Here is a 22,891-nt window from a genome sequence, read left to right as displayed (position 1 = left end):
TCGTCCCCTTCTATCTTGTCCGGCCGCCCGGCACTCTGCTCCCTCCGGATGGTGCCGGCGCCATGCCTCCCCCTGACGGCATCCTCGGGGTGCCCCCGATGCCCGCTGGAGCTCTCATGCCCCCACCGCGAGGAACTGCCGGCGTGTAGGACCTGCCCGGAATGGGCACTGAACCGGGACGATTGAAGATCCTCCGCTCCCCACTGGGAACACCGGTGGGAATGAAGCTTCGCGTCCTGCTCCGCACGCCGATGCCGGCGTAGGTTCGCCCGTTGAACCGGGCTCCCGGATCGACCCGGTAGACCCGATGGCGCCTTGGGTCGTTGAAGTGATTGGAGATGAAGCGGACCCGGTTGTGCACCCTGAACGGCCGGTGGAAGTCGTGGAGGACGAAGAACCCCGGAAAACCGAAGCCGAAGGTAAAGAAGGGGTAGGGGACCCAGCTGTAGAGATAATAATAATCGGGGGGAGGCGCGTAGTAGGTGACGATGGGCGGCCCCTCGCTTTCATAGTAGTTGTCGATCTCCGCTGCATCCGGATATTCCGGTGCCTTTTCCGGTATTTTCTCTCCTTTTTTCTTCGCCGTCTGGGGTTTTACGTTCAGCCCCACCTCTTTTTTCGTCTCTTCGAAAATATTCAGCGCTTCTTCCGTTTCCATCTCCAGATTTCCCGCCTCTGCCGCCTTTTTTACCGATTGCTGCAGTTCACCAAGTATGTCCGGGGTCACCGGATAGTCCGCTATCCAGCCGTTTCGGGGGGTGATGCCCATATCTCCCAGGCTGGTCTCCGCTTCCACCTCATCGTCGGTCTCGACTATGTCCAGACTCGCGGCAAGCCTGAGGGCAAAGTCACCTTCCCGCACCAGCTGCTGCCCTACCGGTGGGGTGGCTGACTGTTCCGTTGCTGTTTGCGCATGGATGATCCCTGGGGACAGCCATAATGAAAAGGCGACAATCAAAAGGATTCTGCCTAATGACTGTTTCATACTGGCTCCTTATCCGGTGATAGACGTCACATACGATAAAAGTGTACCGCGATATATTCGATTAGCCAATGACACGAGGGGCCATTGGGTTTTTGACCCCATTAGAATGATGGCCATTCAACCAGGCATGGAGGACTACATATATCCCCTGGTAGAAAGAAATATCAGCCGCTTTAATGGGCAATGGAAAAGCACTACCAAAGGGCGGCTTCAAGGAAGCAACAACAGCAAAGGAGAAGTGAATGCACCATTTATTAATGCGATTGATTCTGATCGGCACCGCAGCCGCAACGATGATGTTGTCAGGCTGTGGCGGTTCGAACCAAAGTTCAGCTCCCCCAACCGTATCCGGTATTGCAGCGACAGGTTTGCCAATCGTCGGCCAAGTCTATCTTAAAGACTCAGCAGCAACTCCAAGGGAATTATCGGCCCCAACGGGCAAAGATGGTTCGTATGTCATCAATGTTTCCGGACTTACAGCTCCATTCATCGTAAAAGCGCAATGGAATGGTTCCCAATCCCTTGTCTCTTTCGCAAGTGCCCCCGGTACCGCCAACATCAATCCGCTTTCCCATCTTATTGTTGCCAGTGCAGCCGGCGTGACCGATCCGGAGACCCTCTACAATTCCAGCCAAGAGTCGAAGATACGCATTTCCAGCGGCTTGCAGTCGTCTATCTCCCAGGTGATCTCCCAACTGAAACCGCTTATGGATGCCTACGGGGTGACGGTCGATCCCATCTCGGGTCCCTTTGTCGCCAATCATACGGGGCTGGATGCCATGCTTGACGGTGTAAAAATGGAGGCTTCCGGTGGAACGGTAACCGTCAGCAACCGCGCAACCGGGGGCACAATATTCACAGCTCCGATCGGCGGCATGATGAGCGGCACATTCACCGCCGCCAATCTCCCTGCGGTTTCTCCGGGCCAGGCACAGCCATCCATTGATGGGGCATCCCTCTATGCGGCCAACTGTGCTTCCTGCCACGGCGCATTGACTTCTTCGTCCAAGCCAGGGGCATCGGTGGCCCGCATTCAATCGGCGATTAACGCGCAAGTAGGGGGTATGGGTTCCCTGTCAACATTGACACCGGAACAGGTACAGGCTATTGCCATGGCCCTTGCAACTGCACCGTCATCGCCGCCGTCCGGCACTCCCAATCCAACACCGGCACCAAATCCGGCGCCAGGCACTGCGCCACCCGCCACTGTTGATGGCCCGGCACTTTACGCCGGTAACTGCGCCGGCTGCCATGGCGCCCTGGCCACCTCGACCAAAAAGGGCATGACGCTTACCAGGCTTGATTCCTCCATCAATTCCGGCATAGGCGGGATGGGCAGCCTGTCATCGCTGACCGTCACGGAGAAACAGGCTATTGTCGATGCCCTTGCTACAGCTGCATCCACACCCACACCGGCTCCGGCTCCAACGACACCTGAGCCAACGCCGGTGCCGACACCGGCAACACCGATTGATGGCGCCGCGCTCTATGCCGGCAACTGCGCCGGCTGCCATGGCGTGCTGGCAAGCTCAGGCAAAAAAGGGACGACCCTGACCCGTCTCCAGTCTGCCATCAGCAACAACATTGCCGGAATGGGCACGCTTTCCCCATTGAGCACCGCGCAACTACAGGCCATCGTCGATGTACTTGCTGCCGTCGCCCCAACACCAACACCTACCCCAACACCGGCACCTGGACCGACTCCTGCACCGGCACCAGCACCAGCACCGGTAGATGGTGCAACCCTTTATGCCGGCAATTGCGCTGCCTGTCATGGTGCATTGGCAAGCTCAGGCAAGGCAGGAGCAACAGCTGTCCGAATCCAGGCCGGGATCAATAACAATGCAGGCGGCATGGGAACCCTCTCTTCACTGAGTTCCAGCCAGGTTCAGGGTATCGCCGATGCACTGGCAACCATAACTCCGGCACCGACGCCTGCTCCTGCGCCTGTTTGTGGCAGCTGCCATGCCCTTCCTCCGGCGAACGGGAAACATTCAAAACATCGCAGCCGTTCGTGCTCCACCTGCCATGGCACCGGTTACAGTGCCACAACAGTAAATTCGGCAATCCACAGCAATGGCGTCAAAAATGTGGTCAGCACCATCGGGTGGAATCCATCGGCGCGTACCTGTGCTAACTCATGCCATGGACGGGAGTCCTGGTAAGTTGAATATCTCCATGAAAATAGAGTGGTCGTTGTCGGATAGGTTCTGATAAGCAGCGCGTCATACCTTGAAAACGAAATAGCTCCCGGGAAGCCGGGGGCTATTTTTTGTTCAGGATGGAGAAGTAAGGGCAAAGAACAAGGAAAGGCAAGGCCGCAGCCTCAATCGCGCGGGTCTGCAGATACTCGCCGCAGGTATAATTCCGAAAGCTGAAAGGCATTGGCAAGGCCCAGACTGCGGGCAAATTCAAAGACAAAGCCCCGCAGGTAGACCGGAGGGGGGAGATGGTCGATCCGCTCTGATTCAATATCTTCCAGCTTGCCTGAGCTTATTTTGGTTCGATCCGCCAGTTGTCTTATGGAAAGTCCTGCCTGCTCACGCGCCCAGCGAAGGTAGGCCCCGGTCGCCACCTCAGGGTCTGGCATGGAGGCTGATGGAGAATCCTCGGCGAAATCATTCTCCTCTTTATCCTTTCGCTGCCGCAGAAAAGTCAGGATGCCCTGATAGGCTGATTCTATCTGTTCCAGTCGGCCTTTCCTTTCTGATTCATTTACCAGTGAGTAAATTGCCAGAGAGTCCTGTGAATAAAGATCCCTGAGCCGTTGGTAAGCACGTTTGACTTCAGAGCGGTCCGCACCTGAATTCAGGCCCAGGATTTCGTAGGATTCATTCATGCTGCGCCTCCCTGTCATGGTTAACAAGTCGCATGGCCATTCCCTCTATGGCCGTGGAGAACTGGCAGCCAGGCTGGGACGACTGCAGAGGCTTTCTGGCTAGTATCGAGGATATTACCCGATCATCATTGCGGAGCCCCCCCAGATTTTCCAGTCTCACGCCATAGAAATCACGGCAGGCATCGGCAATCTGGTCGCCCAGCTGCATGTCTTCCTCACGGCGTACCTGATTGACAATGAGTTTGGGACGCAGGCTGGCCATTATGCTGCCTATGGTCGATCCGGCATCGGGATGCTCCTGGCAAAGATAACGCAGCAATTCACGGGGCGAACGGAGGCCGTGGGCATTTTTGTCGGCAAGGGCCTTTCTTGCCAGTTCGGTCACTTCGGCTTTTGCCACAGCCTGCATGAAACGGCGGTGGAGAGCGGCATTGAGGAAATGGTAGGCATTCTCAATGGATGTGGGGGTGGGGACAACGACCATGATGGGATCATGGGCGGTATTGAAGAAATCAAGCACATTGAAAGATGACCCGGCGCTTAAATCCAACACGATCACGTCGGCATCCATGGATATTAGCTGGCGGATCAGTTTGAGCTTCTGTGTGTGCTTGGGGTTGGCCATATCCAGCAGCGCCTGTGCCCCGCTGATAAGGTTAAGGTTGGGAACGCCGGTGGGGGTGAGAATATCACTGAGCGATGCGGATTCGTGGTTGAAGATGCTGGCAAGACTTGCCTTTGGAGCCGATACTCCCAGCATGGTGTGCAGATTCGCGCCGCCAAGGTCCGCATCTACCAGCACACAGTTCAGACCCATTCGTGCCACGGCCACACCGAGATTGGTGGCGATCACGGACTTTCCGACCCCCCCCTTACCGCCACCAACAGCCCAGATACTGGGTAGCTTGGGGGGGAGTCCCTGTCCTGGCGAAGGATCTTCTGTCATCTCAACTCCGTCGAATTATCGCTATCCCTTTACTGGAGTACTTCCACCGGCTTGTACTCAAGATTGTGATTCTTCTGCATCATGGAATGGCCCTCGAACATTGCCCCTTCGGCAACCGAAAGTCTCGCTGTCATGATGTCGCCGTTTATTTCTCCGCGGGGGAGTATTTCAACGCTTTCACTGGAGCGGACGTTGCCGTGAAGCTTGCCTCCTGCGATAAAGGTCTTGGCTGCCACATCTCCGACAATCGAGCCGGAATCGCCGATTATAACGCAATCTGCAGTGATGTCTCCCTCAAGTCTGCCATCGATCCTCACCGTTCCTTTGGAGGAGATTTCTCCCTTGATGACGGTTTCGGCACCGATGACCACTTCAAGTTTAGAATGTTTCTTGCTGAACATGTATTTGCTCCTTTCGTTGATGCAGGGGCTTCATGAAATTCAGTTGCGCTTCAGAAATGGCATGGGATCTATGCTCTGGCCGTTTTTCCAGATCTCGTAGTGGACATGGGGGCCGGTGGAAGCCCCGGTTGACCCGGCATAGGCGATGACCTCTCCCCGCTTTACCGTCTGCCCGGCACGGGCCAGGTTTCTAGAGTTATGGGCGTAGATGGTGCTGTATCCCAAACCATGTTCGACGACGGTGATGTTGCCGTTGTTGGCAGCCCTGCCCGAAAAACTGACGACACCATCGGCGGTGGCATGCAACGGGGTGCCGGTGGGAAGGGAAATATCCACTCCGGAGTGGAATTTCCTTATTCCATAAAGGGGATGCTCACGGTTGCCGAAAAGCGAGCTGACGCGCCCGGAAGCAGGCCATCCCTGGGGTGTTGCCAGGTCCGTGACACGTTCCTTGCGCAGGTATGATTTGATTTCCTTGACCGTATCCATGGATTTTGCAACCTGGCTCTTCAGTTCCTCGATATCTATGGAACCGCTTTCGGAGGTGTCGAGATTCTTCAGGATTTTACTGCGTGAGCCAAGGGAAACAAGCTGCTTGAGCTGAGCTTCCGATTCCTTGAGGGAGATCATCGTCGAGCGCATTTCCGAGACTTCACTGGAAATACCGGCATATCGCTTTTTCAGTTGCTGGTAGTTGAATGCCTCGATGGTCAGGGATACGGTGTATACACCGCCGACTACGGACATGCAGCAGCAAAGGACGGCCACAATGAACGGTATCCTGATGCTGCGGGAGCAGCCCCTGGAATGCGGCACGACCATGATGGTGAGCGGGACGTGGATTTTTTTTATGATTTGAACAAGTTTATATATCTTCATGGAGACTCCCAGTTTTGCAAGCACCATACCCAATGCTGTGGCTGATGATGGCAGAACAGTATTCCGCCTTCAAACTCAATGGTTTCCCATGATGTTTCCGGATAGATACAAAACAATCGGATCTGGTGGAGGAGGGTGGTCAGAACCCTGATGGGCCTTGGTTAAATGTATGGGAAGTGCGACACAGGGAGTTTTTCTCGAAAAAGGAAGATGATCTGCTTATCGGCGATTTCAGCCCAAACTTGACACTTTTTGTCGCTCTGTTATGAAAAAAGTTCTCATGTTGCAGGAGCCCTACCAGCAGCTATTCCACGTCCACCTTCCTGATCCCCTGTGGTCGCCAGGCCGGCGAGATAACGAATGACCCTTTCTTTCCTTCAACGGTTAGAAGGGTGCCGTAGGTGACGGAAAACTCCCCGAAGCGGCTGTTTACTTCGTCCATGGCCTTGGCCAGATGGGCTTTTTTCCGTTCACCTTCAAATAGGGGAAGCTGCTCGTCCTGATGGCGCAGGTTGGAAAGTTTCACCCCCAGGAGGCGTACCGGCTGGGTCAGTTCGACACTGTCCAAAAGGGTCACCGCCCCCCGGTATATTTCTGCGCTCAGGTTGGTATATTCCGGCAGTGTCAATTGCCGGGAAAAATTGGTGAAGAAATCCGCATAGCGTACGGAGAGGCAGACGGTTTTGCCGGCCACCCCATAGCGCCGCATCCTTCTGCCGACCATTTCGGCAAGCTGCAGGAGATACCTGAGGATATCCTCCCTTTTCTCCAGGTCCTTCTCCAGGGTCATGCTGTGCCCCACCGATTTGACCAGGTCGGACTCTTCCTGGGGAACCACCGGTGAGTCATCCACACCCAACCCCATGAGGTGCAGAGCTTCCCCCACAATGCCGAATTTCTGCCTGAGGAGCTTGACCGGAAATCGTCCCAGGTCTCCGCAGGTGCGAATGCCGAGCATGGTCAGGCTTTTTTCGGTCTTTTTGCCGATGCCGCACATATCCCTGATCGGGGTTCGATCCATGGTCAGGGCCACTTCGGCAGGCTTGATCACGGTCAGCCCGTCCGGTTTTTGCATGTCGGAGGCAAGCTTTGCCAGAAGCTTGTTCGGAGCAATGCCGATGGAACAGGTCAGGCCGAATTGGTCCCCAATGCGGGCTTTAAGCAGGGAAGCGATATTTTCCGGAGTGCCGAACAGGGAGAGTGAACCGGAGATGTCCAGGAAGGCTTCGTCGATGGAAAAGGTTTCCACCAGTGGCGTAAAGTCATACATGAGCTTCATGATCAGGGAGGAAATACGGGTATACTCCCTGTTTTTCCCCACCACCAGAATCAGATTCGGACAGCAGCTTTTTGCCTCCCAGAGCGCCATGCCGGTTTTTACGCCAAAAGCACGGGCTTCATAGGAGCAGGTGGTGACGATGGTTCTTTTTGATGAGCCGACCACCGCCACCGGTTTACCCCGGAGGCGAGGGTCGTTCTGCTGTTCCACCGAGGCGAAAAAGGCGTTCATATCCACATGCATGATGATGCGGTCGCCAAAGGGAATTTCTTTTTGCTGCTCGTCCATGGTCCCACCTCTATCATGGTTCCCATGGAGAGTCAACACGGCCAACCTGATCTTTTTACCTGGATTACATCACGGCCAACAGCTCTTCATGTTCTTCGTCGGCAAAGAGCAAGTTCAGGTCCAGGAGTATCAGCAGCCGGTTGTTGTGATCGAGGATGCCGGTGATGCAATCCTGCATGCCATCCTGGTGAGCCACGTCCGGCGCAGGCTGAATCGAGCTCTTCTGAATGCGGATCACTTCGGCCACTGAATCGACTATGAAACCGGTGAGATTGCCTCCCCTGAGTTCCATGACCAGAATACGTGAGTTGCGGTCATGGTCATGGTCATCCAGATTGAACCGCTTCCGCAGCGATATGACCGGAATGACCGTGCCCCTCAGGTTGATGACCCCTTCCACATAATGGGGAGCATTGGGCATCTTGGTCAGCTCGGGCATGCGAATGATCTCACGGACGCTCAGAACTTCCACTCCATACTCTTCCCGCTCCAAAGCAAATGTTACCATTTGGATGATTTCATTTTTTTTCTGCTCTGCTTGGGAAATGGGGACTATTTCCGACATGTGACCTCCGCAAAAAAATTCAATTTTTAGAGACAACTCGCTAGAACCTTTATCGGTTGTTTTATTTCCAACTTTAATCTTAATTGAACAGCTGCATCGGGCGGTCTTCCGAGAGATCTTGCTTTGTAAAGCCATGTGGATAGACTTTAAGAGAAATTAAATGAGGAGCCTGATGCGAATACTTGTCATAGAAGATGAAGTGAAAACGGCTGCCTTTATCAGGAAAGGCTTGCGTGAAAGCGGCTACACTGCCGATGTTGCCAACGAAGGGTTTGAAGGACTGGATCTTGCCCTGACCAGGGAATACGACATTATCATTCTGGATGTGATGCTCCCGGGGCTGGATGGCTGGCAAATCATCAGCAGGATCCGGAAGCTGAAAAAGGATACCCCCATTATCTTTCTTACGGCACGTGATGCGATCCAGGACCGCATAAAGGGGCTTGAACTGGGAGCGGACGATTACCTGGTGAAGCCGTTCGCTTTCTCCGAACTGCTTGTTCGCATCCGGACAATCCTCCGGCGCGGGCCGGTGAGGACCCAGGAATTGATAACCATTGGCGATCTGGAGATCGACCTCATGGGACACCGTGTGACCCGGGGCGGGAAAAGGCTGGACCTCACCCCTAAAGAATTTGCCCTGATATCCCTCCTTGCCCGGCGTTCAGGTGAGGTCCTGACCAGGGTGCGCATTGCCGAGCGTATCTGGGATATTGACTTTGAAAGCGATACCAACGTGGTTGACGTGCATATGCGCCGTCTTCGGGCGAAGGTGGATGATCCCTTCGAGAAAAAGCTGATCCATACGGTGCGGGGAGTGGGTTATGTCCTCGAAGAGCGGTAAGGATTCCAGTGGAGCCGGCAGGAACCATTCAAGATCCTGGTCCCTCTCGCGAAGATTGACGCTGCACTATGCATTGTCGGCCTTTGTCATTCTCAACATGTCTGCGGCCTTTGTCCACTGGGGCCTGGTTAACATCACCGAACGCCAGAGCAATAAATATCTACAGGATGAGATCAACACCATCCAACTGCTCAGCAGAGCTGACACCGACCTGAAGGCGCTTGCCCGGAAACTGGAGGTGGGATACGCAGCCCGTGAATCCATGAAATCTTACGGGCGGATCCTTGATCAGCAAGGCATGGTGCTGTTGCAGACATATGGTATGGACGCAAAGATACCTGCAAAAGTATTCCCACCCCCCTCTCGTCCAGGGAATGTCCGATCGATACAGTGGAAAAACAGCAGAGAAGAGGTCTACCTTTTGCGCTCGGTACTTCTTGAGCAAGGCAAAGCTCAAGATGGGCGAGTATTGCAAATCGCCCTTGATGTGACCTACATTGAGCAGATATTTTCCGATTTTCGTAATGTCCTGCTGTTGGTCGTCTTTATTGGCACGTTCGTTTCCCTGGCACTGGCTGTGCTGACTGTGAAACGGGGGCTTTGTCCGCTAACGGAGATTGCCCAGAGAACATCATCCATTACAGCCCACAATCTGGACGAACGGGTGACGCTGGGACACTGGCCCGAGGAGGTAAAGGCTCTTGCCATTGCCCTCGATGAGATGCTCGACCGCCTGCAGGATTCCTTTGTCCGCCTTTCCAGTTATGTGTCCAACCTGGCCCATGAGCTTCGGACTCCGATCAACGTTCTCATGGGAGAGGCTGAGGTTGCCCTGACAAAATCAAGAACAACCAACGATTACCGGCGGGTAATAGAATCAAATCTGGAGGAATACGACCGGCTTTCACGCATAATCGACAGTCTTCTGTTCATTGCCCGCACCGATGTCCAAAAACCAGACCTGTCCCGAGAGGAGATCGACATCTGCCGTGAGGTAGGGGAGATCATCGAATACTACCAGCCGGTCGCCGAAGATAAAGGAATAAATATCTCCTGCCTCAATAATGCCACTCTCTATGCCGACCGGACCTTGTTCCGCCGTGCGGTCAGCAATCTCATTTCCAATTCCCTCCATTATACCGAGGCAGGAGGCAGCGTCAGCATCTCGACCAGACAGGCGCCAAACCGTTCCATCGAGGTTACTGTAAGAGATACCGGTTGTGGTATCTCAAAGGCCGATCTGCCGAACATCACGGACCGATTCTACCGTGTGGATTCCACCCGCCATATGAACAAGGAGGGTACCGGCCTCGGCCTTGCCATCGTCAAATCCATCATGGATCTACATGGGGGATCGATCAAAGTTGAAAGCGAGCCTGGCAGAGGAACCTCCATTACCCTTTTATTCCCCCGCGCCGATATTACGAATTTATCATCTTGACATCATTGTTTTAGAAGAAAAATTCCGCAGAATTCTCTTTCGATCCTGGCGCCTCACTGATGACTGATTCAAATCAATAAGCCCTGGCCATTGCCGGGCTTTTTTTATTCAAGCTTACCGGGGCTGTGGCTTTGATTACGAAATCGTCATCTTGGTGTAACAGAGTTGACTCAGTAAAATCGTTTTTTTCCCGGAATGGGTTGTTGATTAACAGGGTAAGCAATAATCTGCCGGAGCTGAATTAGATCCCTCTATTATCCGGGTAACGAGTTACAGCAGAAATAATCGAAAAAACAAGATGTTGTGAAATTGGTTCCCTTGATGGGCACCTGATGGCATGACTGATGCCATATATGAGAAAGAATGTTGAGAAAAAGAATAAGAAACGATTACCGAGGGTTAATGGCGCGGAGAATGAAAAAAATACGTGATGTGTCCGCGGCGGCTGTCTTTCTCCTTGCCATTTTCGCCATCCCTGTGTCTGCCGGAGAATTAAAGGCAGATTACCTTTACCAGTTATCGGATTTCACCGGGACGGTTCCCTACAACTGGGTTCGGCCGGTGGTCGATCCTAAGACCCATGAGGTCTATGTGGCCAACTTCAGTGAACGCTCCATACGCGTTTTCAACGATAAAGGAATGGCCATATTCGAATTCGGTGACGACATCAGCATAGGCAATCTCTACGATCTTGCGGTGGAGGAAGACGGCGGGATTCTCCTCCTTTCTTCCAGGGACCCGGCAATTTCCAGCTTTACCATAACCAGGTGCAATTTCCGCGGCGAAAGGGTGGGGACTCTGGTACCGCAAGGTATCCCAGCTGCCTTGATAACCAACTTCCATCCCAGCTTTATCTGCAGCCGCAACGGCCGGATTTATATTGCTGACAAGGAGGCGATGAAGGTCCTTATCATGGATGCAGCAGGGCAATATCTTGATGGCATCGACATAGCTTCCATTCTCGGGCTTGGCGAAAAGGAAAAAAGAGATTCAGGGCTGGTAGGACTTTCAGTTGACAAAGATGGCAATCTGCTTTTTACCGTTCCGGTTAATTTCCAGGCCTATGTCCTCTCTCCGGCCGGCAAATTGCGCAGCTTCGGCGTCAAGGGAAGCAGCCCGGGCAAATTCAATATCATCGGCGGCATTGTCGCTGATAATTCCGGCAACATATACGTAGCAGATACTTTGAGATGTGTCGTCATGGCTTTTGACAAGGATTTCAACTTCCGGACCGAGTTTGGTTATCGCGGTAACGGCCCGGAAAATCTGGTTGCTCCGCAGGAACTGGCGATAGATGAAGAAAAGCTTTACATAACCCAGAGTCGAAATAGGGGGGTAAGTGTCTTCAGAATAACCGTTGGGTGATTCTGGATCGATACACTCTGGCAAACAACAAAGGGGGTGATTACCGCATAAGCGCTCGCACGGGTTTCATGTCACGGGTAAGTAGGTGTAGATGTAAGAGGTAATGTGGTTAATGTAAGTATCCAAAATTGAAAGCGTTACCAAATTGAAAGCAACATCAAAAAAACAACCTTTAAGAAAATTCAGGAGATATTAACAGATGAGATCATCCAAGATTGTACTGGCAACAGTACTGCTTACCTTTGCTGCAGCAGGTAACGCCCTTGCTTTCCATGAGGGTGGTGTAGCTTACTGTGATGGTTGCCATACCATGCATAACTCTTCCGGCAACGCCAAAATGACCGTTAACAACCTGGCCCCCGGTACCGGCAATGCCTTCCTTCTCCAGGGCAGCGACCAGAGCTCTACCTGCCTCAAGTGCCACTCCGGTTCCACTACCAGCAGCTACAAAGTTGCTACCAATCCAGTTCCTGCAGCCGGTGCTGCTCCTGTTCAGTTCACCCCGGGCGGCGACTTTTCCTGGTTGCAGAAAACCTTCAATGCTACCGTTCGTGGCAAGCTCGTAACAAGCGCAGGCGAGCGCCATGGTCATAACGTCATCGCCAACGACTTTGGCTATGTTGCCGATGCCAAACTGACAACCGCACCTGGCGGCGCCTATCCTGCTACCAACCTGACCTGCAGCAGCTGTCATGACCCCCATGGCAAATACAGGATCATGGACGCAGCAGGCACCACCGTTGCTGTTACCGGCAAGCCTATCAACGCTTCCGGTTCATATGGCCAGCTGCCGACAGCTACCGAAGCAGTTGGTGTCTACCGTCTTCTTGCCGGCGCAGGCTATCAGCCGGTATCGGTTCTTGGTAACTTCGGCTTTGCCAACCAGTCTCCCATTGCCGTTGCTCCTTCTACCTACAACAGGACTGAAGATGCCACCGAGACCAGGGTTGCATATGGTCAGGGCATGTCCGAATGGTGCGGAAACTGCCATGCCGGTCTGCACAACGTGAACTATCCTACCAGCCTGATCCATCCGGCCGGAAATGGTGCCAAGTTCTCCGCAACCATCGTCAACAACTACAACTCCTATAAGGCTTCCGGTGACCTCACCGGCACTGTCGCAACCTCTTACAGCTCCATGGTTCCTTACGAAGAGGGAACAACCGACCTGGCTACCCTGGCTGCCAACGCTGTAAACGATGGCACCAAAACCCAGGGCATGAGCACCTCCAACAACGTCATGTGTCTCTCCTGCCACAGAGCTCACGCTACCGGCTGGGACAGCATGACCCGTTGGAACAACAAGGCTGACTTCCTCACCGTGGCCGGTATGTACCCAGGTAGTGATGCCACCGATCTTGAGGCAGCCGATCCTGGTACCCATGGCGGCAGGACCCAGGCTGAAGTCAAGGCAACCTTCTACAACAAGCCGGCTACCGCATATGCAACCTTCCAGCGTTCGCTCTGCAACAAGTGTCACGCTAAAGACTAATAGTCCAACTGCCTGACCTGGAGGTAAAACTCCATGACCTGGTGGGGCCGGTTTTAAGCCGGCTCCACCTTTTTCGCATGTTGGCTCAGGATGGAGCCAGCTGCAATGTGATGTGGCTCACCGTCAGAAGAGGGCAAATTGTTTATAGTTTCGATTTGCAATCGGAGAAGTGACCGTGAATATTAGGAAAAATCCGCTTTTAAGCAGCTTGCTGATCATTGTTGCCGCCATTGCTCTGCTGGCTGGTTGCCAGAGCCTGCCCTCCGCCCTCAAACAGCCCCTTGCCGATAACGGCGAATTGTACGTCTATCTTCAACCCCTCCCCCAGGAGACTGATCGGCTCGGCTTCATGGTTACCCGCATCTCCGCCGTCAATGACCGCGGCGAACAGTTTCCCCTGAAGCTCAAACTGCAGAACCTCAAGGGCAGTGATCCCCAACGTCAGCGTTTCTTCGCTTACGGTCAACTCCCTCCAGGCAACTATGCGGCATTGACCTTCAGCGTCAGAAATGCCCGGCTCAGGACCGAAGAAGGTGAAGCGGCCCTGGTCGTCACCGATGCAGGCTCAAGATCTGATGTTTCTTTTACCATCAACAACCGCAAAGCACTGCTGATCAATCTGAACTTCAACCTGAGGAAATCCCTGACAAACGAGGTGCAGTTCTCGCCGGTATTTGACGCGGTAATTCCCGGTAAACCGGTTCCGGGGCTGGTGGGCTATGTGTCCAATTATGCCGATAACACCTTGACCGTTTTCGATAAACAATCCATGCAGGTAAACGGGATTATCGCCACGGGGAGAGGGCCTAAGGGCATCGCTTTCGATCAGCGACGGCGCAGGGCTTATGTGGCCCTGTTCGACGATGATATGGTCCAGGTCTTCGATATCTCCACAGGAAATCTGGTCAACCAGATCAGTCTCAACGTGGGAGATAATCCCCAGGAGATTGCACTATCCCCTGACGGCAGGACAATTGTCACCACCAATACCGGAACTAACAGCATAAGCATCATCGACGCCAATTCCCTTTTCGAAACAGGCCGTGTCAGCGTCGGGGACGGCCCAACTTCAGCCCTGATAGATCCTTCCGGCAAAAGAGCTTTCGTCTTCAACACCACTGCCAATACCATTTCCGTTGTGGATCTGGCCAGGCGGTCGGTCCTGACCACCATCGCCACCGAACCTTCGCCACTAAGGGGGCAGTTCAACCGCAGAGGGGATGCCCTTTACGTTATCCAGAAGTTCAGTCCCTACCTGTCGGTGGTTAACCCCACTTCCCTTGCCGTCACCAGGCGCACCAACGTGGGGACCGGGGCAACTGCCATCAAGGTGGACACCAATACCGACCAGATCTATCTGGCAAAGGAGCAGGATGGCCGGATTGCCGTTTATGACCCATTTTCTTTCCTGCCCGGTGTCTCTATCGATGAGCCAGAAAGCACAAGCCACATGGCTATCGATGGCGAGGAGAATAACCTTTGCACTCTGGACGGGGAAAACGGTTCCCTGCTCTTTATCAATCTGGTGAGCAGGAAGATTGTAGGTCGGATCGATGTGGGTGAAGCCCCTTGTCAGGTTTCCTTGATTGGAGAGAGGTAACCGGTTCGTGGGCGCAAATTATCGTAGTTTCGGTTTTGTTGTCATCTTCACCCTGGCAGCCTGTCTCTTCAGCGCTACTTATCCGGCTGTTGCGGTAGCGGAAGGTTTGAACGGCTTTCTCGAGTGGGGCTACACCGGTATCGATACCAGGTCAAAAGGTGCCTCCGGAGAGGCGGCCAAGGCAAAATGGACAAATCTCAGCCAGAGATACAGCCTTTCATTGGACAAGAGCCTGTTTCCCAATCTGCGCCTGATGACCAGCGGTATCTTCGAAAAGAACCTGGGCCGGATGACCGACAATGACGCCAGCAGCAATTCCTCGGTGACCACCCTGCGCCCGTCGGTGGATCTTACCCTGAATACGCTGCTCTACACGGCCGGCCTCGGTTACAGCCGCAGGGATGAAACCACCAAGGCGACAGGGGTCAACCGTGCCAACGCAATAAATGAGGACTGGCATGCCATGCTGGGGTGGCGTCCTGCCGGTTTGCCCAAGGTGGATCTGCAGCTGACCAGGACCAATACCTTTGACGGCACCCGGCTTCTCACCGATTCCACCACAGACAGGGCACTGCTGGGGGTGAAGTATGCCCCCTGGAAGACCATGGATCTCAAATTCCAGAGTGTCTATACCGATGCGACGGACCGGCTGCTCAGGTTTGAAACCAAGAATTTGAATAACAGCGGCCGGATCAGCTATTCGGACCAGTTCTTCAACAAGCGGGTCAATGTGACGAGCAACTACACCGTCAACCGGCTGGATACCACCATAGTTTCCGGCAATGACGGAGAGGTGCCCTATCAGCTCTTTCCCTTCAGCGGGCTTTATGCTGCAAGCGACACCTGGACAGCTGTGGCTCTTGCGTCGATTCCGGCGCTGATAAATGGTGAAACCGGTGCTTCGGCAGGTCTGGATTCCCTTGGTGTCACCGCACCCGGCGGTGAGGCGCTACCGAGAAATATCGGTCTGGATTTTGTCAATCCCACGGAAATTAACACACTGTACGTTTTCATCGATCGAGACCTGCCGGCGATGGTCAGCTCCTTTTTCATCTGGGATGTCTATAAGACCGATGACGATCCTGCCAACGGCAATCCTCGGTGGGAATTGGTGCAGACCGCTGCCAGTGCCGGCTTTGGGCCATTGCTGGGAGGATTTCGTTTCCAGATCGAATTCCCCAATGTAACGGCCCGTGCCATAAAAGTGGTCGTCAGTCCCCTCACCCAGGTGGCTGCTGCCATGGCGCCCGGTTTTCAGGACCCCGAAAGGATACTGGTGACGGAGATCCAGGGCTTTATCAGGAGACCGTTGGAGCAGCTCAACAGAGACAGCGCAACTGTTTCGCAGGTCCTTAACCTGGATGTGAAGGCAAGGCTGCTGGCTTCTCTGCCCCTGTACTACGACAGCTCATTGTTTCTGAAATCGTCAGAGTCCGGTGTCAGGTCTACTTTATCCAATGGCCTCAGTCTGGACCACAGGTTCAACGGGATATTCTCTTCCAGTGCCAGGGTAGCCCGTGAAGATGACGATGCGGCTGACGGTCACCGGGTCGGTTATCTTTACACCGCATCGCTGAAGGCGACTCCTCTCAGGACCCTGAGCCACAACCTGGTTTACAGCGGCCGCCATGAGACGATCAGCGGCAGGGCCAAGGATACCAACTCCATCTATCTCCATAATCATGCGGACCTGTACAAGGGGGTGAGCGTCAACCTGTCCGGAGGGGCTACCTACGTCACTACCGAAACCGGGGTAAAAGAGGACGATTACAGCATGGTCTTCGGCGCCAACATCGTGCCGCACCCTACCCTGAGCATGAACATCAACTATACCCTGAACAAGACCATTTCCTCTCTGGCCATGGCGCAGAACCAGAATCCGTTTCAGCAACGGGGAGAATTCAACGCTTCTTTCCGCCCGTTTCCGGCCATGTACCTGTTCGGCTCTATCGGGGTGGTTGAGCAGAACAGTACCTTCGATACCTTGATGAACTACGGGGTCAACTGGTCCCCGTTTCCCGATGGAGCCATCCAGTTCGGCTTTGCCTACAATGAGAGCCTGCGCAGTCTCGAGCGGTCAAAGGAAAGGCTGATCTCTCCGAATCTTTCCTGGAAAATAACCAGTAAAAGCCTCCTTGACCTGAGTTACTCTTTTACCAGCTCCACGTCTCACAGGCAGTCGCTCGATTCAAAGATCTTCAACGCTACCTACCGGATCTTTTTCTGATTTTATGAAGGGAGAAGTAAAACAAAAATGATGCAACCAGGATGTGTGATGAAACGAATACGTATCAGTATGACTCTGATCTGCCTGATTTTTGCAGCCGGTTGTGGGACAACAGCCGACGTCTATCGGGACGCCAACATGGATTTTGGCTCGGTAAGAACCGTTGCCGTTCTGCCTTTTGCCAATCTCACCCGCGACAATCAGGCGGCGGAAAGGGTGAGGGATGTCTTTTCCAACATGCTTATGGCAACCGGCGCCATATATGTGATGCCGGCGGGGGAGGTACTGCGGGGCTTGTCCCGTGCCGGCATAACTAACGCCGCTGCTCCGTCCCCCGAGGACATAATCAAGCTCGCCGGTATTATCAAGGTTGATGCGGTTATCACTGGTGTGGTCAGGGAGTACGGCGAGGTACGATCCGGAAGTTCCGGAGCCAACGTCATTTCTCTCGGTGTCCAGGCAATCGAGGCCCAGAGTGGCAAAGTGGTGTGGAACGCCTCGTCGACCCAGGGGGGGATCGGCATGTCCGAACGTCTTTTGGGGGGAGGGGGAGAACCAATGAACAGGATAACGGAAAAGGCAGTGAATGAGCTCCTTGATAAACTTTTCAACTAAACTGGCTCTGTTGCTGGCACTGCTTTCAGGCGCAGGCGGTTGTGCCGCCGGAACCGGCACGGTCAAATCAGCGGCCATTCCGGAAGGAAAAAAACCATTCATAGTTGTCCTCCCGGTGGAAAACCTGAGCGGCGTGGCCGTACCTTTGAAAAGTATCCGGCAATCGCTGGCGGAAAAAATGCGGGAGCAGGGTGTTGGAGTACTGGATGAAAAGGGAACCGACCAATTCCTGGCCAGGCATCGCCTGCGTCACACCGGCAGCATCGACAGGGACACATTGGTGGCACTGAAAACAGAGACCGGTGCCGCAGCCGTTCTCATTTCATCCATGGAAATGAGCAGCGAAGCGGCGCCGCCAAAGGTGGCAATCTCCTGTCGTCTGGTTTCCACCGCCCCGGAGGCGAAAATTATCGGCATGACTTCGGCTGCCCTCGCCGGTGACGATGCTCCGGGTCTTTTGGGGATGGGAGAGATCCATAAACCTGACCACCTCCTTGAAAAGGCGCTGGATCCAATTGCGGTTCGTCTTGCCGGTGCCTTCAGTGGCCGGGAAGAAAAGGGCCGGAAGTGGATGAGGAAGTTCCGGCCCAAAACGGTCTATCATTCGCCGAGCTTGGATATGCAACAGCAGCGTACCATTGCCATTATTCCCTTCATTAACAAAAGTGGCAGGAAAAGCGCCGGAGAAATAGTTGCCTTGCACTTTGTTGAAGAATTGGCAAAAGATAATAAACATATTATCATTGAACCAGGAGTGGTGAGGCAGGCATTCCTCAAATTCAGGATCATTCTCGAAGGGGGGATATCCCTGGCCAATGCCGATGTCCTTTTCAATGATCTCAACGCCGACCTTGTCCTGACAGGTGAAGTTCAGGAGTTTCAGGACTACCAGGGGGGCATGGGGACGCCGAAGGTTGATTTCTCGTTGACCTTGCTGGACAGGAAAAGCCGGGAAGTAGTATGGACCTCCCACAGTTATAACGAAGGTGACGACGGGGTATTTTTTTTCGATCTGGGCAGAGTCAATACCGCAGGAGAAATGACCTCCCAGATGGCTGCGGCAATAGTGAGCATGATCGGGAAAAACTAAATGGTTTCCATCCGGAAACTCCGGATGAGAAACTAATGGTTTCCGATTCGGAAAGAGGGGATTTTTTGTTCTGGCAAGGAAATCAAGGGCTTGCGCGGAGACGTACATCGGTACGTCGCACAAGTAAGCCCGCAGATTGACGCCGCCAGGGCAGAAAAGAACCCTTTCCGGATGGAAACTAAATGACAGCAGGGGATAAAGGGAGAGTTATGAAACGAACCATGATGATGAAAGCATTTCTGGTCAGCCTTTTGTTCGGGACACTGTCGATCGCTGCTGAACCGAGTCCGGTTGCGCCAAAAACCGGCGACGAATTAAAAGAAAACGCCTCACCGGTGGCTGAGTCCCGGATTACCCTGAAAATACCGCTGCTTTCGCCAAAGTTCGCTTCCGTGCCGGTGGCGACGGTGGGGGACGACGTGGTGACCATGGAGGAATTCAATCAGTCACTGGCAGCTTTACATCAGCGTGCCGGGGAAGATGAATCGGCGGGAAAGAAAGACTATAACATCGTGCTCAATCGCTTGATCAACAGCAAGTTGATCGTTCAGGAAGCAGAAAACATGGGCCTTGCAGACCTTCCCGAGGTGAAGGAGAAACTGGAAGATTTCCCCAGGATGGCCATCAAGGAGGAATTGAAGGAGCAGCAAATCAAGGACCTGAAGCCGGCAGAAGCAGATACGGAGAGGTTTTACAAGGAAGCGGTCAAGGAGCTTAAGGTTAAATCTGTTCGTTTTGACAAGGAGGATGATGCCAAGGAACTGGCCAGGGCAGTCCAGGCCGGGGGCAATTTCGACGAGCTGGCAAACAGCCTGATCGAATCGGGCAAGGCCACCGGCGTCAAGGAAGGGGAATTCGTCAAGGCAAAGGAACTGCTTCCCCAGGTTGCCCACATTGTCTCCAGTCTCAGGGTTGGCGGCATTAGCCCGGTTGTTCAGGTGGGCCCCGCTTACACCATCCTCAAGCTGGAAGATATCCGCTATCCCGCTGACGATATGGAGGCCAGGGAAGCCGCACGGGAACAGGCCCTGGCCCTGAAACAGCTCCAGGTGCTTACCGAATATAACGGTATGTTGGTGAAGAAATACGCCAAGATAGACAGGAAGTTACTCGACAAGCTGGATTTCGAGTCAGCCAAGCCCGGTTTTGACAAGTTGCTCAAGGATAAGCGGGTCATCGCCACCATCAAAGGGGATAAGCCGATCACCGTTGCCGACCTGGGCGAAATGCTCAAGCAGAAGTTTTTCCATGGGGTCAAGGAAGCGGCCAAGGGCAAGCGTATCAATGAGCAGAAAATGCCGGCGCTATACGATATTTTCTACGCCAGACTTTATCCTATGGAGGCAAAAAAGCTCGGCCTGGATAAAACTGAAAGTTACAAAAACAGGATCAAGGATTTCAGGGACTCGCTGCTGTTCGGCATGTTCATCCAGAAAGTGGTAGCCTCTGAAATCAAGGTAACCGATGAGGAGATCAAAGCCCATTACAATGCGGAAATCGACGAGTTTTCACTGCCGGAGATGCTGAAGCTCCGGGGACTCGCCTTCACCAGGAAGGATTTTGCCGAAGCTGCCATGGAGAAATTGCAAAAAGGAACCGAATACCAATGGCTGCAGGCAAACGCTGAAGGTTTGGTGCCCGGTGATACGGAAGGGCTGATGTCCTTCTCGCAAACTCCGGTAACCCGCAAGAGCCTGCCCGAAAAAATGCAGGAAGCAATTGCTGCGGCTAAGCCCGGCGAGTACAGGTTGTTCGAGACGCCGGAGGGTTTTGTCTATGTGATACAGGTGCAGGAAGTGATCCCTGCAAAACCGCAGCCTCTGGAACAGGTGAAGCAGTCGATCACCAAGGAGGTCTTTAACCAGAAGCTCAACAAGTCCGTGGAAGATTGGGGTCAAAAGCTTCGGGAAGCCTATAAGGTGCAGGTCTATATCACCGACCTGGGCAATTAGCAGGCTGTCAGCGGAGTGCATACCGAAATATCTAGAGGGATCCATGGCAGAGAATGATGCTAATCAGGAGCCTTATTATCCAGGGTTTCCTGTTGGAGAAAAATATGTTTCATTCATTCACTGAAAATAAATTACTGATCATTCTGCTGCTGATCCTGTGCAGCTCCGTGATACTCCTTTCACCCAGGCCATCAGAGGCGGCGCGGACATTCGCCCGTAAGGAATGCCTGGACTGCCATAAGAAGTTTGCCGACAAATACCTGGGCATGAAGGATGTTCATGCGGTGGTCAAGGAGAAGAGATGCGAGGATTGCCACCTGCGCCACGGGGTGGTACCGAAGCTGCTTTTGAAGGAGACGGGGAACGCCCTCTGCTTCAAATGCCACAACAACGTAAAGACGGCCTTGACCAAGCCCAATGTACATACGGCCCTGAAAACCGGCAAGTGCACCCTCTGCCATAACCCCCATGCCTCCAACGGCAGTCATCTGCTGAAGGCAGAAGGCAATGAGATCTGTTTCCAATGTCATAAGAAGGACGATTACCAGAAGAAATTCGTCCATGGGGTGCTGGCCAAGCAAGGCTGCAAGGCCTGCCATTACTCCCACAGCTCCGACGAAAAGTTTCTCCTCGCCAGTGCCGAACCAAAGCTTTGCCTGGGTTGCCATGATAGCGGCAAGACAGGCTTTAAAAAGGCCCACGGCAACTATCCTGTTGAAACCAAACGCTGCACCATCTGCCACACTCCCCATTCTTCAGACCAGGCAAAACTTTTGCGGGGGAGCACCCATAATCCGGTTGCCTCCGGAGGCTGTGACGGCTGTCACGATGCCGTCACCTCAGCCAAACCCTTTGCCGTTACCCGGAAGGGGAGTGCGCTCTGCTATCAGTGCCATGACGAGAAGGGTCTGAAGGGGGATGGGAACATCATTCACGCGCCTTTCAAAGGGGGAGATTGCATCTCCTGTCATAACCCCCACACCTCGGACTATCCACGGCTTCTTGCCGCTGACGGCAACAAACTCTGCTTCGGTTGCCATAAGAATAAAGCTGCTGCCATGGCCTATCCCCATGCAGCAGTCGGCAAAGGGAAAGGCTGTCTATCCTGCCACACGCACCACGCTGCCAAAAACAGGGGGCTGCTGTCGGCCAAGGATGCGGAGCTGTGCTATCCCTGCCATGCCAGGACGAAAGATGCCATGAAAAACAAGACTGTCCATCCTCCCTTTGCCGGTGGTGAATGCAGTTCCTGTCATAATCCCCATGGCTCCAATATGCCCGGCATGTTCAAGGACCGAATGGACAACATCTGCTATGGCTGCCATCCGGAGGCCGAAACAAGGTTCAAGAAAAGTTATACTCACCGACCGGTCGCCGATGGTACCTGCACCTCCTGCCATAAGGCGCACAGCTCCGATGAAGGTAAACTGCTCAAGGCTTCGGGAGCCAAATTGTGCAGCCAGTGCCATGGCGACCTGATGAAGGAATCGGTGGGAGGCTCAAACCACATGCCGTTTAACAGCGGCGAATGTCTCACCTGCCATGATACCCACGGTAGCAATACAGCCGGGATGCTGGTGAAGAAGCAGGATCTGCTCTGCATGGAATGTCATATCGATCTGAAGAAAGGACTGGTGGAGGCGAAAAGCAAGCATCAGCCTCTGCTGGCAGGGGATTGCACCAAGTGTCACAGTCCGCACAAGTCATCCCTGAACAAGCTTCTTCTCGCCCAGGCGCCCGACCTTTGTCTTACCTGCCATAAGTCGCTGAAGGAAAAGATCGGCAAGGAGAAGGTACATTCACCGGCGGCAAAGGACTGCCAGCAGTGCCATAAACCGCATTTCGCCCCCTATCGGGCACTGACCGGCCAGCCGGTACAGGAGCTGTGCGCCCAGTGTCATGATACCGGCGACGCGGCCTTCAACAAGGGGCACCTGGGTATTGCCGCTGCAGATATGAACTGCATGACCTGCCACACCCCTCATGCTTCACAGGACCCGAAATTTTTCAAAGAGACGATACACGCTCCCTTCGCGGCCAGGTCGTGCGACGAATGCCACATCGTCGGCAAGCAGTAAAGGAG

Annotated in this window: 18 protein-coding genes; 11 read left to right on the top strand and 7 right to left on the bottom strand. The window is 53.7% G+C overall.

Annotated elements, in window-relative coordinates:
* Window positions 1–10 precede the first annotated feature (10 nt).
* A complete protein-coding gene (locus tag GEOB_RS15785) occupies window positions 11–985 on the bottom strand; it encodes a hypothetical protein (protein WP_012648248.1) in 975 nt (324 codons plus the stop codon).
* A 242-nt stretch (window positions 986–1,227) separates the two neighbouring features.
* Here GEOB_RS15785 and GEOB_RS15780 point away from each other — a divergent pair, with 242 nt between their 5' ends.
* Window positions 1,228–3,150 carry a c-type cytochrome gene (locus GEOB_RS15780; RefSeq protein ID WP_012648247.1) on the top strand — a complete coding sequence of 641 codons (1,923 nt, stop codon included), beginning with the start codon at window positions 1,228–1,230 and terminating at the stop codon, window positions 3,148–3,150.
* Window positions 3,151–3,311: 161 nt separating this feature from the next.
* On the opposite strand, the gene GEOB_RS15775 is transcribed toward GEOB_RS15780, so the two are convergent.
* From GEOB_RS15775 to GEOB_RS15750, 6 genes are all read right to left on the bottom strand, one after another.
* On the bottom strand, window positions 3,312–3,824 hold the full coding sequence (locus GEOB_RS15775) for a helix-turn-helix domain-containing protein (RefSeq protein WP_012648246.1): 513 nt from the start codon (window positions 3,822–3,824) through the stop codon (window positions 3,312–3,314).
* Window positions 3,817–4,770 (bottom strand): P-loop NTPase, encoded by a 954-nt coding sequence (locus GEOB_RS15770; RefSeq protein ID WP_012648245.1) that lies wholly within the window; start codon window positions 4,768–4,770, stop codon window positions 3,817–3,819. The genes GEOB_RS15775 and GEOB_RS15770 overlap by 8 nt, the downstream gene beginning before the upstream one ends.
* A 29-nt stretch (window positions 4,771–4,799) precedes the next feature.
* The gene (locus tag GEOB_RS15765; RefSeq protein WP_012648244.1) at window positions 4,800–5,171 is read right to left on the bottom strand and encodes a bactofilin family protein; all 372 of its coding nucleotides are present in this window, start codon (window positions 5,169–5,171) and stop codon (window positions 4,800–4,802) included.
* A 39-nt stretch (window positions 5,172–5,210) separates the two neighbouring features.
* On the bottom strand, window positions 5,211–6,050 hold the full coding sequence (locus GEOB_RS19455; RefSeq protein ID WP_012648243.1) for a M23 family metallopeptidase: 840 nt from the start codon (window positions 6,048–6,050) through the stop codon (window positions 5,211–5,213).
* A 304-nt stretch (window positions 6,051–6,354) separates the two neighbouring features.
* Window positions 6,355–7,617: a DNA polymerase IV gene (gene dinB / locus GEOB_RS15755; RefSeq protein WP_012648242.1), complete on the bottom strand. Its 1,263-nt coding sequence runs from the start codon at window positions 7,615–7,617 to the stop codon at window positions 6,355–6,357.
* Between the two features lie 64 nt (window positions 7,618–7,681).
* Window positions 7,682–8,182: a chemotaxis protein CheW gene (locus GEOB_RS15750; RefSeq protein WP_012648241.1), complete on the bottom strand. Its 501-nt coding sequence runs from the start codon at window positions 8,180–8,182 to the stop codon at window positions 7,682–7,684.
* A gap of 172 nt (window positions 8,183–8,354) precedes the next feature.
* Between GEOB_RS15750 and GEOB_RS15745 the strand changes: the two genes are divergently transcribed.
* From GEOB_RS15745 to GEOB_RS15700, 10 genes are all read left to right on the top strand, one after another.
* Complete coding sequence (locus GEOB_RS15745; RefSeq protein WP_012648240.1) at window positions 8,355–9,026, top strand: heavy metal response regulator transcription factor; 672 nt, start codon at window positions 8,355–8,357, stop codon at window positions 9,024–9,026.
* Window positions 9,007–10,467, top strand: a complete 1,461-nt coding sequence (locus tag GEOB_RS15740; RefSeq protein WP_012648239.1) for a heavy metal sensor histidine kinase — start codon at window positions 9,007–9,009, stop codon at window positions 10,465–10,467. The genes GEOB_RS15745 and GEOB_RS15740 overlap by 20 nt, the downstream gene beginning before the upstream one ends.
* Before the next feature lie 414 nt (window positions 10,468–10,881).
* Complete coding sequence (locus GEOB_RS15735; protein ID WP_154650508.1) at window positions 10,882–11,832, top strand: 6-bladed beta-propeller; 951 nt, start codon at window positions 10,882–10,884, stop codon at window positions 11,830–11,832.
* A 199-nt stretch (window positions 11,833–12,031) separates the two neighbouring features.
* Window positions 12,032–13,324: a hypothetical protein gene (locus GEOB_RS15730; protein WP_012648237.1), complete on the top strand. Its 1,293-nt coding sequence runs from the start codon at window positions 12,032–12,034 to the stop codon at window positions 13,322–13,324.
* A 175-nt stretch (window positions 13,325–13,499) separates the two neighbouring features.
* Window positions 13,500–14,924, top strand: a complete 1,425-nt coding sequence (locus GEOB_RS15725; RefSeq protein WP_012648236.1) for a YncE family protein — start codon at window positions 13,500–13,502, stop codon at window positions 14,922–14,924.
* A 7-nt stretch (window positions 14,925–14,931) separates the two neighbouring features.
* A complete protein-coding gene (locus GEOB_RS15720) occupies window positions 14,932–17,151 on the top strand; it encodes a hypothetical protein (RefSeq protein ID WP_012648235.1) in 2,220 nt (739 codons plus the stop codon).
* Between the two features lie 48 nt (window positions 17,152–17,199).
* Entirely contained in the window at window positions 17,200–17,766 is a 567-nt protein-coding gene (locus tag GEOB_RS15715) for a GNA1162 family protein (RefSeq protein ID WP_012648234.1), read from the top strand.
* The gene (locus GEOB_RS15710) at window positions 17,738–18,856 is read left to right on the top strand and encodes a hypothetical protein (RefSeq protein ID WP_012648233.1); all 1,119 of its coding nucleotides are present in this window, start codon (window positions 17,738–17,740) and stop codon (window positions 18,854–18,856) included. Before GEOB_RS15715 ends, GEOB_RS15710 begins: the two co-directional genes overlap by 29 nt.
* A gap of 209 nt (window positions 18,857–19,065) precedes the next feature.
* Window positions 19,066–20,808, top strand: a complete 1,743-nt coding sequence (locus GEOB_RS15705) for a peptidyl-prolyl cis-trans isomerase (RefSeq protein ID WP_012648232.1) — start codon at window positions 19,066–19,068, stop codon at window positions 20,806–20,808.
* A 104-nt stretch (window positions 20,809–20,912) separates the two neighbouring features.
* The gene (locus GEOB_RS15700; RefSeq protein ID WP_012648231.1) at window positions 20,913–22,886 is read left to right on the top strand and encodes a cytochrome c3 family protein; all 1,974 of its coding nucleotides are present in this window, start codon (window positions 20,913–20,915) and stop codon (window positions 22,884–22,886) included.
* The last annotated feature ends 5 nt before the right edge of the window (window positions 22,887–22,891 follow it).

Origin of the sequence: Geotalea daltonii FRC-32 (assembly GCF_000022265.1) — a bacterium.
In the GTDB taxonomy this organism is placed as follows: domain Bacteria; phylum Desulfobacterota; class Desulfuromonadia; order Geobacterales; family Geobacteraceae; genus Geotalea; species Geotalea daltonii.
The sequence above is the reverse complement of the archived record's forward strand: the minus strand, read 5'-3'. Positions and strand labels throughout refer to the sequence as shown.